Source organism: Streptomyces changanensis (assembly GCF_024600715.1).
Taxonomy (GTDB): Bacteria; Actinomycetota; Actinomycetes; order Streptomycetales; family Streptomycetaceae; genus Streptomyces; species Streptomyces changanensis.
This window is the reverse complement of sequence record NZ_CP102332.1, coordinates 6,316,599-6,328,581: the sequence shown is the minus strand read 5'-3', so window position 1 is coordinate 6,328,581 and position 11,983 is coordinate 6,316,599. Positions and strand designations below refer to the sequence as shown.

The 11,983-nt window shown below is 74.3% G+C and carries 10 protein-coding genes; 1 reads left to right on the top strand and 9 read right to left on the bottom strand.

All coding sequences use genetic code 11. From position 1 onward, the window contains the following. Positions 1–15 precede the first annotated feature (15 nt). The 9 genes from NRO40_RS27710 to NRO40_RS27670 form a co-directional block, all read right to left on the bottom strand. The gene (locus NRO40_RS27710) at positions 16–882 is read right to left on the bottom strand and encodes an ABC transporter permease (protein WP_058940494.1); all 867 of its coding nucleotides are present in this window, start codon (positions 880–882) and stop codon (positions 16–18) included. Beyond that, positions 875–1,840, bottom strand: coding sequence for an ABC transporter permease (locus NRO40_RS27705; protein WP_198549252.1), 966 nt, complete (start codon positions 1,838–1,840; stop codon positions 875–877). Before NRO40_RS27705 ends, NRO40_RS27710 begins: the two co-directional genes overlap by 8 nt. Positions 1,841–1,863: 23 nt before the next feature. Then, positions 1,864–3,468, bottom strand: a complete 1,605-nt coding sequence (locus NRO40_RS27700) for an ABC transporter substrate-binding protein (RefSeq protein WP_058940492.1) — start codon at positions 3,466–3,468, stop codon at positions 1,864–1,866. A gap of 95 nt (positions 3,469–3,563) precedes the next feature. Continuing rightward, positions 3,564–4,712 (bottom strand): acyl-CoA dehydrogenase family protein, encoded by a 1,149-nt coding sequence (locus NRO40_RS27695; protein ID WP_058940491.1) that lies wholly within the window; start codon positions 4,710–4,712, stop codon positions 3,564–3,566. Next, entirely contained in the window at positions 4,709–5,890 is a 1,182-nt protein-coding gene (locus tag NRO40_RS27690) for an acyl-CoA dehydrogenase family protein (protein ID WP_058940490.1), read from the bottom strand. Before NRO40_RS27690 ends, NRO40_RS27695 begins: the two co-directional genes overlap by 4 nt. Continuing rightward, a complete protein-coding gene (locus NRO40_RS27685; RefSeq protein WP_058940489.1) occupies positions 5,887–6,855 on the bottom strand; it encodes an NADPH:quinone oxidoreductase family protein in 969 nt (322 codons plus the stop codon). Before NRO40_RS27685 ends, NRO40_RS27690 begins: the two co-directional genes overlap by 4 nt. A gap of 287 nt (positions 6,856–7,142) precedes the next feature. Further along, complete coding sequence (locus NRO40_RS27680) at positions 7,143–7,910, bottom strand: PIG-L deacetylase family protein (RefSeq protein ID WP_058940488.1); 768 nt, start codon at positions 7,908–7,910, stop codon at positions 7,143–7,145. A 365-nt stretch (positions 7,911–8,275) separates the two neighbouring features. After that, the gene (locus NRO40_RS27675; RefSeq protein ID WP_058940487.1) at positions 8,276–9,577 is read right to left on the bottom strand and encodes an alpha/beta fold hydrolase; all 1,302 of its coding nucleotides are present in this window, start codon (positions 9,575–9,577) and stop codon (positions 8,276–8,278) included. Positions 9,578–9,707: 130 nt separating this feature from the next. After that, positions 9,708–10,844, bottom strand: coding sequence for a glycoside hydrolase family 5 protein (locus tag NRO40_RS27670; protein ID WP_058940486.1), 1,137 nt, complete (start codon positions 10,842–10,844; stop codon positions 9,708–9,710). A gap of 164 nt (positions 10,845–11,008) precedes the next feature. Between NRO40_RS27670 and NRO40_RS27665 the strand changes: the two genes are divergently transcribed. Next, on the top strand, positions 11,009–11,980 hold the full coding sequence (locus NRO40_RS27665) for an acetylxylan esterase (RefSeq protein WP_058940485.1): 972 nt from the start codon (positions 11,009–11,011) through the stop codon (positions 11,978–11,980). Positions 11,981–11,983: the final 3 nt, after the last annotated feature.

Genomic DNA, 11,983 nt, shown 5'->3' with positions numbered 1-11,983 from the left:
CGGAGAGGACGGGGCTCACAGCATCAGCTCCGATCGGCGGCGGGGGTTGAGCCGCTCGCGCCAGGCACCGGCGAGGCCCGCGATGGCGAGCGTGGGGACGATGAGGAACAGCCCGGGGAAGAGCGTCGGCCACCAGTCTCCGGCGAGCAGCGAGCCGCGCGCCGTCTGCACGAGGTTGCCGAGGCTGGCCTGGTGGGCGGGGAGCCCCAGTCCGAGGAAGGACAGGGCGGACTCGTGCCACATGGCGTGGGGCACCATCAGCACCGCGGCGAGGCCGGCCTGCGGGAGGACCGCGGGCAGCAGGTGGCGGACGGTCACCCGCCACCGGGAGGCGCCGCCGGAGACGGCCGCGTCGACGTACGGGCGCGAGCGCAGCGACAGCACCTCGGAGCGGACGATCCGGGCGGTGGACAGCCAGTGCGTGAGCGCGACGGACACGATGACCGGCCACACGCCGGGGCGGAACATCGCCACGATGAAGATGCCGAGCAGCAGGTGCGGCACGGACGAGAAGGTGTCGACGAGCCGCATGACGAGCCGGTCGGTCCAGCCGCCGAAGGCGGCGGCGGCCGCGCCCACGGCCGTGCCGATGACGGTGGCGACGAGCGCGGCGACCAGGCCGACGAGGAGCGAGACGCGCAGGCCGTAGACACAGCGCAGCAGCAGGTCGCGGCCGACGTCGTCGGTGCCGAACGGGTGCGCGAACGACGGTGGCCGGAGCTTCAGCGACAGGTCGACGGCCTGCTGGTCGAGCTGGACCAGGGGCGGTACGAGCAGCACCGCGAGGACGACGGCCGCGACGATGACGGCGGACGTGGAGACGCGGACGGCGCGGGTGGAGCGGCGGGTGCGCCCGCGGGACGTCCAGACGGTGTCAGCCATCGAAGCCCACTCTCGGGTCGGCGAGTCCGTACAGCAGGTCGGAGAGGAGATTGCCGAGGAGGACCGCCGCCGTGGCGAGCACGGTCAGGGCGGCCAGCAGCGGGAAGTCGACCGAGGTGGCGGCCTGCACGGTGGCGGCGGCGATGCCGGGCCAGCTGAAGACGGACTCGACGAGCAGGGCGCCGGTGATGAGTTCGGGGACGCGCGAGCCGATGAGCGTGAGCATGGGCAGCATGCCGGAGCGCAGGGCGTGCTTCAGCAGCACCGTGCGCTCGTCGAGTCCGCGCGCGCGGGCGCCCCGTACGGGGTCCTCGTCGAGCGCGTCGGCGACGCCCTGGCGGACGTAGAGGAAGAACCAGGGCAGTTGCGAGAGGCCGAGGACGAGGGCGGGCAGCACCAGGTGCGAGGCGACCTGGCCGAAGGTGACGGTCTCGCTGGCCGTGTCGGTGAGCCCGCCGGCGGGCAGGACGCCCAGCTCCAGCGCGAAGAACCAGATGGCGAGCAGTCCGAGCCAGAAGGCGGGGGCGGCTTCGAGGGTGTACGCGGCGGAGCTGACGCACCGGTCGAGCCAGCCGCCGCGGCGGCGCGCGGCGAGGACGCCGAGCGCCGTGCCGAGGAGGACGGCGACGGCGAAGGCGGTGGCGGCGAGGAGCGCGGACCAGCCGATGCGTTCGGTGATGACGTCGGCGACGGGCTGGCGCATGACGCTGGAGTCGCCGAGGTCGCCGGTGACGGCGGAGGTGAGCCAGTCCCACCAGCGGGGCACGAGCGGCCGGTCGACGCCGAGGTTGGCGCGCAGCTGGTCGAGGTTCTCCTGGGAGGCGGTGAGTCCGGCGGTGCCGGCGTACGCCTTGACGGGGTCGAAGGGGGAGGCGGCGGCGACGGCGAACACGCCGAACGTCACGACGAGCAGGACGGGGACGGCGAACAGGGCCCGCCGTCCCGCCATCCGCGCCATCGCGCCCCAGGGGAGGCGTCGGGTCACTTGCCGGCGTCCTTGGGGGTCCAGTCCTCCACGTTCCACCACGGGCCGGAGGCGAGGCCGTGGTCGTGCGGCTCGACCTGGGTGGACAGGCCGTCCCAGCGGTCGTTCACCACGTACAGGTGGTCGATGTGGGTGAGGAAGGTGTAGCCGGGGTTCTTCACCAGTTCACGCTGGACGGTGTCGTAGGCGGCCTTGCGGGCGGCCTTGTCGTCGGTGGTGCGGCCGGCGTCGAGGGCCTTGTCGACGACCGGGTTGTCGTACCAGCCCATGTTGTTGAAGCCGTCGCCGGCGAGGGAGGACTTGAGCAGCAGGTACTGGTCGAAGTCCGGGTCGCCGGGCGAACCGCCGCCGGCGAGGACCGCGTCGGTCTTCATGCGCGGTTCGATGACCTCCCAGGTGCCGGCCTGGGTCTTGATCTCGATGCCGGCCTTCTTGGCGTCGGAGGCGTAGGCCAGGGCGTGGTCCTGACGGAGCTTGTCGCCGGAGAGGTACCAGAGGGGGAAGGTGGCGCGGACGCCGTTCTTGACGCGGACGCCGTCGGGGCCGGGCTTCCAGCCGGCGTCGTCGAGGATCTTCCGGGCCCCGGCGAGGTCGTGGGCGCGCTCGGTGCCCTTGGTGAACCACTCGCTGTCGGTGGGGACCGGGCCGTAGGCGGGCTTCCCGGCGCCTTCGAGGATCTTGTCGACCATGGCCCCGCGGTCGACGGCGACGTCGAGGGCGCGGCGGACGGCGAGGTCCCCGGTGACCTCGTTGTGCGTGGGCAGGGTCACCAGGCGGTAGTCGTAGGTGGTGGCCTCGTACGTCTTCCTGGCTCCGTCGCCCTTGAAGCCCTTGGCGAGGTTCGGGGGGAGGATCGCCCCGTCGAGGTCGCCGGAGCGCAGCCGGGTGGCGCGGACGTCGTCGTCCTTGATGATCGCCATGGTGAACTTCTTCACCTTCGGCGCGCCGCCCCAGTAGGCGGGGTTGGCCTTGAAGGTGATCTTCTCGCCCTTGGACCAGTCGGCGAGGACGTAGGGGCCGGTGCCGATCGGCTTGGTGGTGAAGGGGCCGCTGTTGACGTCCTGCTTGCCGGCGACGTGCTCGGGGGCGATGCCGAGGACGGTCCGCTCGGCGAAGGGCGCGTAGGGGTGGTCGAGGGTGAAGACGACGGTGTCGTCGCCGACGGCCCTGACGTCCTTCAGGGCGGCCAGCTCGGTCTTGGAGGCGTTGTTCGTCTTCTCGTCGAGGATCGTGCGGTAGGTGAAGACGACGTCCTTGGCCGTGAAGGGCGTGCCGTCGCTGAACTTCACCCCGGTGCGGAGCTTGTACGTGTACGTCAGGCCGTCCGCGCTGACCGTGGGCAGGGCGACCGCCAGGGCCGGCCTGAGCTTCATGTCACGGTCGAAGGCGAGGAGCCCGTCGAAGATCTTGGAGTTGCCGTCCTTGCCGTAGCCGAGGAGCGGGCTGAGCGTCTCGGGCTCGTAGGCGATGCCGACGACCGCGCTGTCCTTCGCCGCGGGGCCGGAAGCCCCGGCGCCGGGGTTCGAGCAGGCCGCCGCGGTGATGGCCAGGGTTCCGGCCAGCGTGGCGGCGGCCATGCCGCGTATGGATCGGGCGGTCATGGTTCCACACCCCTCGTGCTCTCGTGGAGTCGACTGTTGTTGCGAACGACTCGCAATTAAACAGTACGTAGAGGGGTGGGTTCCTCTTGTGGTCCTTACGTGGAGACCGGGGGGCCGGGCAGGTCCACGAGCCGGGCCAGCTCCTCCTTGTGTCGGCCGGCCGACCCGAGGGCGATCTGGTCGGCCTTGGCCCGCTTCAGATAGAGGTGGGCGGGGTGCTCCCAGGTCATCCCGATGCCGCCGTGCAGCTGGACGCACTCCTCGGCGGCGTGCACCGCGACGCGCGAGCAGTACGCCTGGGCGACGGCCACGGCGAGCGGCGCCTCGGGGCTCGCGGTGGCGAGGGCGTCGGCGGCGTTGCGGGCGGCGGCGCGGGCGCCGACCACCTCCAGCCACAGCTGGGCCATGCGGTGTTTGAGCGCCTGGAAGGATCCGACCGGCCGGTTGAACTGGTGGCGCTCGCGGGTGTACCGGACCGTCTCCTCCAGGCACCATTCCGCCACGCCCAGCTGCTCGGAGGCGAGCAGCCCGGCGCCCGCGAGCAGCCCGCGGCACACGGCGCCGCGCGCGCCGGCCGCGTCCGCGAGGCGCGTGCCGCCGGTTTCGGTGCTCACGGTGGCGAGCGGGCGGGTCAGGTCGAGCGGGGTCTGCGGGGTGACCTGGGCGTCCGCGGCGTCGACGGCGTACAGCCCGTCGGGGCGGACCACGAGCAGGACGTCGGCGTGGACGGCGTCCGCGACGCCGGTGACGGTACCGGAGCCCGCCGGCACGTGGTCGGGCCCGGCGGAGAGCGGTACGGCCAGCACGGCGACCTTGCGCCCGGCGGCCAGGTCGCCGAGCAGGTGGGCGGCGCCGGTGGTGGCGTCGCCGTCAGCGGCGGCGAGGAGCGTCTCGGTGGCGACGACGGCGCTGGTGAGGTACGGGACCGGCGTCACCGCGCGGCCCAGCTCCTCCAGGACGACGGCGGCCTCACGGTGGGAGGCGCCCTGCCCGCCGAACCCCTCGGGGACGAGCAGCCCGGCGGTGCCCATGTCGGCGGCGAGCGCCTTCCACAGCGCGGGGACCCCGCCGCCGTCCTCGACGCGGCCGGGCAGCTCCGCCGGGGCGGCGCGGTCGGCCACGAGGGCGCGGACGGCGGCCCGGAGGTCGGACTCGGTCTCGGAGTACAGCAGGTCCACCCGGTCCGTCCGGTCGGTCCCGTCCGTCCGGGCAGTCGGGTCCGTCCGGTCAGTCTGGTCCTTCATCGGGCGAGGTCCTTCCAGGCGACGTCCTTGTCGGTGCGCGGCTCGGAGGGCAGGCCGAGGACGCGTTCCGCGACGATGTTCAGCAGTACCTCGCTCGTGCCGCCCTCGATGGAGTTGCCCTTGGAGCGGAGGTAGCGGTAGCCGGCGTCGCGGCCCGTGAAGTCGACGCGCTCGGGGCGGCGCATCGTCCACTCCCCGTACAGCAGCCCCTCGTCACCGAGGAGCTCCACCTCCAGGCCGCTGATCTCCTGGTTGAGGCGGGCGAAGGCGAGCTTCATGGCGCTGCCCTCGGGACCGGGCTGGCCCAGGGCGAGCTGCTGGCGCAGCCGCTCGCCGGTCAGCCGGGCGACCTCCGACTCCACCCACAGGTCCAGCAGGCGCCGGTGGAGGTCGTGGCTGCGCAGTTCGGGGCGCTCGCGCCAGGTGCGCGAGACGGGGCCGATCATGCCGCCCTCGCGGGGGATCCGGGCGCCGCCGATGGTGACCCGCTCATTCATGAGGGTGGTCTGCGCGACCTTCCACCCCTCGCCGACCCCGCCGAGACGGTGGGCGTCCGGGATGCGCACGCCGGTGAGGAAGACCTCGTTGAACTCGGCCTCGCCGGTGATCTGGCGCAGCGGCCGCACCTCGACGCCCGGGTCGCTCATGTCGCAGAGGAAGTACGTGATCCCCCGGTGCTTGGGCGCGTCCGGGTCGGTGCGGGCGATGAGGATGGCCCAGCGCGCGACGTGGGCGCTGGACGTCCACACCTTCTGGCCGTCGACGACCCACGTGTCGCCGTCGCGGACGGCCCGCGTGCCGAGGGCGGCGAGGTCCGAGCCGGCACCGGGTTCGCTGAAGAGCTGGCACCAGACCTCCTCCCCCACCCACAGGGGGCGCAGGAAGCGGCGCTTCTGCTCCTCGGTGCCGTAGGCGAGGATCGTCGGCGCGGCCATGCCGAGGCCGATGCCGATGCGCCGCGGGTCGTTGTCGGGGGCGCCGGCGGCCGCGAGCTCGGCGTCCACCACGGCCTGGAGGGAGCGGGGCGCGCCCAGGCCGCCGAGCCCCTCCGGGTAGTGGACCCAGGCGAGGCCGGCGTCGAAGCGGGCACGGAGGAAGGCGGTGCGCTCGGTCGTGGCGGGCGGGTGCGCGGCGAGCAGCGCGCGCGTCCGGTCGCGCAGGGCGGTGGCGTCGGTCACCTGTCGGCTCCTTCCGGGAGCACCACGACGCGGCCCGTGGTCGTGCCGTCGGCGACGCGCTGCACGGCGGCGGGCGCGTCGGCGAAGGCAACCCGGTCGCTGACCAGCGGCTTGATCAGGCCCTTGGCCGCGAGGGTGGTGAGCGTGTCGTGGCAGCGGCGGACGGCTTCGGGGTCCTTCTGGTTGTACAGCCCCCAGTGCAGGCCCATGATCGAGTAGTTCTTGACCAGGGCGTGGTTGAGGGCGGGGGCGGGGATGTCGCCGCTGGCGAAGCCGACGACCACGATCCGGCCCTCGAAGGCCACACACCGGGCGGAGGCGGTGTACGCGTCGCCGCCGACCGGGTCGTAGACCACGTCGGCGCCGCGGCCGCCGGTGGCGTCCTTGACCGCCGCGACGACGTCCTCGCCGCGCCGGTCGACGACGGCGTCGCAGCCGAGCTCGCGGGCGACGGCGGCCTTCTCGGCGCCGCCCACGACGCCGATGACGCGCGCGCCGGCCGCCTTGCCGAGCTGGACGGCGGCACTGCCGACACCGCCCGCGGCGGCGTGGACGAGGAGCGTCTCCCCCTCGCGCAGCCCGGCGCGGCGGTGCAGCCCGAACCAGCCGGTCTGGTAGCCGATGTGCAGCGCGGCGGCCTCGGCGTCGTCGAGCGCCTCGGGCGCGGGGAGGACCGCGGACGCGTCGGCGACGGCGTACTCGGCGAAGCCGCCGTGGGGCAGCGCCGCCGTGGCGATCACGCGCCGGCCGTCCTCGGTGTCGGCGCAGACCTCCACGCCGGGGGTGAAGGGCAGCGGCGGGCGGACCTGGTACTGGCCGCGGCACAGGAGCGCGTCGGGGAAGTTGGTGTTCGCGGCCCGCACCCTCAGGAGCAACTGCCCGGGGCCGGGCGTGGGCCGGTCGGTCTCCTCGCGTCGCATCACCTCGCTCGGCTCGCCGTTCCGGTGCACGCGCCATGCCTGCATGGGGGCCTCCACAAAGAGTCGGGCAGTACCGCAGTGGCTCGCATACTAAGCGGTCGCTTGCCCGCGGGGGAACAGGGAGCCGCGGATTTCCGGCCACCCGCCCGGGACCGGATCCCCGGGAGCCGCGGGGGGACGGACGGGACACGAGAGGGGCCGGCCGAGGCCCCGACGGGCGGCCGGGAGCCGAGGGGGACACCCCGAGGCCCGGACGGCCGGCCGGGGGACGGTCGAGGCCGGACGGGACGGCCGGACCCCGCGTGGCCGTCCGGGGGACGGCCACCCGCACCTCAGCGCGGGAAGAGCTCGAAGGTGACGGCCGGGACGCCGCCGAACCGCTCGGACGCGGCCCGCGCGTGGCCCGTGAGGAAGGCGCGGCAGTACACCTCCGGATCCTCGTCCGTCAGCGCCTCGATGTACGTGCGGTGCTCCAGGAGGGAGCGGACCGCGCGTTCCATGCCCGGGGTCGCGTCGACCGCGTGGGTCGGCTCCGGGGAGCCCGCCACGGCCACCCAGCGCACCCCGTCCCATGGTTCCAGGCCCTGCTCGACGAGTTCGGGGAAGATCCAGCGGTTGCCCGCGTCGGCCGCCGCGTCCAGGGTGGCGCGGCCCACCGCGACGTGGTCGGGGGTGTTCCAGGCGACGCCGCCCCAGGTGTCGCGGTGGTTGAGGGTGACGACCAGCTCGGGCCGGTGGCGGCGGATCGCGGCCGCGATGTCCCGGCGCAGCGTGGTGCCGTACTCGACCACGCCGTCGCGGTGGTCGAGGAACTCGACCTGCGAGACGCCGACGACCCGCGCGCTCGCGCGCTGCTCGGCCTCGCGCAGTGGCGCGCAGACGTCCGGGGCGAGCGTGGCGATCCCCGCCTCGCCGCGCGTCGCGAGGACGTACACCACCTCCCGGCCCGCGTCGGTCCAGGCGGCGACGGCCGCGGAGCCGCCGTACTCCAGGTCGTCCGGGTGGGCGACGGCGACGAGGGCGCGCCGCCAGTCCTCGGGCATCGGCCGCAGCGGCCCCGCTTCCTGACGGGCCGTCGGCCCGCTCTCCTGATCACTCATGGGCGCAGGATAGGGCCGGGCGGTGACGGCGGAGGCGGCACGGGCCCGTGACGGCGCCCTGCCGAAAGCGCGGCGCCCCATGGGCGGCCGGGCGCGTCACACACCGGCCACCCCTCCCCCACCCACCGCACGCCCCGCACGCGCGGACGCGTCGTCGGTCCCGCCGGGCGGACGGGTCCTCGGCCCCGGCCCGCCGCCCGTCGGCCGCGACGAGCGGCGCCGTCCACCCGCGCGGACGCGCCGCGGACGGCGCCCGTATCACCCCGGGGCGCGCCGTCCGGCTCCCGGGCCGGTACCGGGCGTCCTCGCGTCGTCCCGCCCGGGCCGGGGCCGGCCGTCCGCGGGCGCGGCGCCGTGAGTCACCGTCAGACCTCGCCGCGGACCAGGGCCAGCAGCCGGTCCAGGACCCGGGCGCCGCCGGCCCGCACGCCGTCGTGCTCGTACTCGTCGGTCACCCAGGTGCGCAGGCCGCGGATGGTGCGGGCGGTCTCCAGGGAGTGGGCCGTGTCGACGTACAGGTCGTCGTGGTAGACGGCCGCGGCGGTCGGGACGGTGTTGGCGGCCAGGCGCCGCGCGTCGTAGAGGGCGGGCCAGTCGGTGCGGGCGGCGAGCAGCTCCGCCGTCTCGCGCAGCGGGATCAGGGCGGGGTCGGTGGTGAAGTGCCAGGGGTGGATCGTCTCACCGGTGAGGAGCAGCGGCGCGTCGCCGGCGAGCGCCGCCGCGGCGTCGAAGTCGGGGAATTCGGCGCGCACCCGCTCGGCGGCCCAGTCGGTCGGGGCCCGGCCGTCGGCGTAGATGGACTCGTGGAGCACGGCGTAGAGGGGCCGGGACGCGAAGGAGAGGTGGCCCCGCACGGCCTCCAGGAAGGGGTCGGACAGCTCGTGCCCGGCGGGGGTGCGGACGAAGGCGTCCTCCAGCAGGTAGTGGAGCTGGTCGCCGCCGTCGCCCACGCCGAGGAGGGCGCCGAGCGACTGGAACGCCTCGACGGTGAGCCGGTGCCCGCCGGGCAGCGCCGTGGGGTGCTCGACGAGGTGGGCGGCGATCCGCCGGGCCGCCTCGACGTCCTGCGGGTAGCGCTCGTAGTGGGCGAGGACCTTGCGCCGCATGCGCGGGTAGGCGGCGCGGTAGACCTCGTCGGCGGTGGCGTGCAGGGAGGGCAGGCCGCCGGTGACGAGCACCGCCGCCAGCCCCTCGGGGGCGGTGGAGAGGTAGTGGGTGGCGCAGAAGCCGCCGTAGCTCTGGCCGAGCACGGTCCACGGGGCGCCGCCGGTCAGTCGGCGGCGGACCAGTTCGCAGTCGCGGACGATCGCGTCGGCACGGAAGTGGGCGAGGTAGGCGGCCTGTTCGCGCGGGCCGCCGCGCAGCGGGAGGGTCCTGCGGTCGGCTGGCGTGGAGCGGCCGGTGCCGCGCTGGTCGAGGAGGAGGACGCGGTACTCGCGGACGGCGCGGCCCAGCCAGGCCGGGGCGCCGCTGAAGCGCCGGACCGCGCAGCCCGGGCCGCCCTCCAGGTACACCAGCCACGGCAGGTCGTCGACGCCCTGCCGCCCGGCCGCGACGACCTCACGCCCGTACAGCTCGATCCGCTCGCCGTCCGGTTCGGCGTGGTCGAGGGGGACGGTGAAGCGGTGGTCGGTGAGGACGACACCGGGCTGGCGGTACGTAATCAATGCTCCTCCTGGCAGGCGGTCGGTCACCGGTCGGCCGGTCGCGGGCCGCGGGCGCGGCGCGCCCCCGCCCGCACAGTGGACCACAGGGGTCCCCGGCGGCCGGGGGCGGGGCGGGGCGGGGCGGGGCGGATCAGCCGGTGGGGAAGTCGTCCGGGGTCCGGATCCGGTCACGGATCCAGACGCCCGCGGGCTTGAGGGAGTCCGTGCCGGTCCAGGGGCCGCCGGCGCCGCAGGTGCCGGGCTTGAAGACGGCTCCGGTGCGGTGGTCGTCGGAGAAGTTCCAGTTCACCCAGCTGATCTTCTTGGTGGCCATCAGGTCCAGGTAGCGCTGGGTCATCGCGAAGTCGTTGTCGCCCTCGCCGGCGTAGTTCTGGGTGCCGAACTCGGTGACGAAGACCGGCAGCCGGTCGGCGGCCCGGGACAGGGTGGCAAGGTACGCGTCGCGGTGCGACGTCGCGTAGAAGTGGAAGGTGTACATGATGTTGGAGGCGTTCACCGGGGCGGCCACGACCTCCGACTCGTCCGCGCCCTCCGAGACGCCGAACGACGACCAGGCGCGGGTGCCGACGAGGACGGGCGTGTTCGGGTCCTGCGCGCGGATGACCGGGATCAGCTGCTCGGCGTAGCTCTTGATCCGGGACCAGCTGACGCCGCTGGGCTCGTTGGCGATCTCGTACAGCAGGTTGGTCTTGCCGCGGTGGCGCTGGGCGATCTCCGTGAAGAAGGTCTTGGCGCGGCTGAGGTTATGGTGCGGGTCGCCCGGGTCGAGCATGTGCCAGTCGACGATGGCGTACATGCCGCGCGCGGTGGCCTGTTCGATGACGGAGTGGACGAGGTCGGTGTACTTGCGCGGGTCGGTCTCGTACCCGCCCTCCTGCACGTACATGGAGACCCGCAGGACGTCCGCCTTCCAGTCGGTGGCGAGGGCGTTCAGCGAGCCGGACGTGACGCACTGGCGGTACCACTGCAGGCCGTGCGTGGACATGCCGCGCAACTGCACCGGCCTGCCGTACCGGTTGCACAGCTTCGTGCCGCAGACCGCGAGTCGGCCGTTGATCGCGGCGGGGGTCGTGGCCGCCGCGGCGCCGTCCGCGGCGGGGGCGGTGGCGGCGGACTCGGTGGCTGCGACGGTCGCGCCGGCCGGTGCCGGCCGGGCGGCGGGGGCGGCGGGTGCGGTCGGCGCCGTGGTGAGTCCGAGGAGGAGGGTGGTGGCGAGGGCGCCGGCTGCGGCGCCGATGCCACGGGTCCAGGTCCGTGCCGATCTCATGGGATCTCCGATGTGGACGGGGCGGGGAGCGAGGACTGGAAGGAAACTTTCCTAACCAATGGGTAGCAGCTCCCGCGAGGGGGCCGCAAGGCCCTGCCGGACAGGTGGCCGCAGCACGTACGGTGGCGTCGTCCCGATCCGATGATCAAGGAGGTCGCCCGATCATGGCCCATTTCGACCTGCCCCTCGACGAGCTGCGCGCGTACCGGAGTTCGTCCCAGGAGCCCACCGACTTCGACGCCTTCTGGGCGGAGACGCTGGCGGAGGCGGGCAGTCACCCGCTCGACGCCCGGTTCGAGCCGGTCGCCACCGGTCTGACCACCGTGGAGGTGCACGACGTCACGTTCGCCGGCTTCGGCGGACACCCCGTCAAGGGCTGGCTCGTCCTCCCCGCCGCGGCCACCGGACCGCTGCCGGTGGTGGTGGAGTTCATCGGCTACGGCGGTGGGCGCGGCCTGCCCCACACCCATCTGCTGTGGGCGTCCGCCGGATTCGCGCACTTCGTCATGGACACCCGCGGGCAGGGCGGCACCTGGGCGGGCGGGGACACCCCGGACCCGGTGGGCAGCGCCCCGGCCGCGCCCGGCTTCATGACGCGGGGCGTCGAGGACCCGTCGACGTACTACTACCGACGGTTGTACACGGACGCGGTGCGGGCCGTGGCGGCCGCCCGGTCGCACCCGGGGGTGGACGCGACGCGCACGGCCGTCGCCGGCGCGAGCCAGGGCGGCGGCATCGCGCTGGCCGTGGCCGGGCTCGTGCCGGACCTGGCGGCGGTCGCGCCCGACGTGCCGTTCCTCTGCGACTTCCCTCGGGCGACGACGATCACCGACCGGAACCCGTACCGGGAGATAGGCGTGTACCTGAAGACGTACCGGGGCAGGGTCGAGCAGGTGGCGCGCACGCTCGCGTACTTCGACGGCGTGCACTTCGCCGCGCGGGCCACGGCGCCCGCGCTGTTCTCGGCCGCGCTGGAGGACCTGACCTGCCCGCCGTCGACGGTGTTCGCCGCGTTCAACGCGTACGCGCACGCCGACAAGAAGATCGAGGTGTACGCCTTCAACGACCACGAGGGCGGTGAGTCCTACCAGCAGGCCGCCCGACTGCGCTGGCTGCCGGCCCGGCTGGCGGCCTGACGC

Bases quoted from the DNA above. Each gene is read 5' to 3' on its own strand.
- NRO40_RS27710 (WP_058940494.1), bottom strand. From the start codon at position 882: ATGGCTGACACCGTCTGGACGTCCCGCGGGCGCACCCGCCGCTCCACC.
- NRO40_RS27705 (WP_198549252.1), bottom strand. From the start codon at position 1,840: ATGGCGCGGATGGCGGGACGGCGGGCCCTGTTCGCCGTCCCCGTCCTG.
- NRO40_RS27700 (WP_058940492.1), bottom strand. From the start codon at position 3,468: ATGACCGCCCGATCCATACGCGGCATGGCCGCCGCCACGCTGGCCGGA.
- NRO40_RS27695 (WP_058940491.1), bottom strand. From the start codon at position 4,712: ATGAAGGACCAGACTGACCGGACGGACCCGACTGCCCGGACGGACGGG.
- NRO40_RS27685 (WP_058940489.1), bottom strand. From the start codon at position 6,855: ATGCAGGCATGGCGCGTGCACCGGAACGGCGAGCCGAGCGAGGTGATG.
- NRO40_RS27680 (WP_058940488.1), bottom strand. From the start codon at position 7,910: ATGAGTGATCAGGAGAGCGGGCCGACGGCCCGTCAGGAAGCGGGGCCG.
- NRO40_RS27670 (WP_058940486.1), bottom strand. From the start codon at position 10,844: ATGAGATCGGCACGGACCTGGACCCGTGGCATCGGCGCCGCAGCCGGC.
- NRO40_RS27665 (WP_058940485.1), top strand. From the start codon at position 11,009: ATGGCCCATTTCGACCTGCCCCTCGACGAGCTGCGCGCGTACCGGAGT.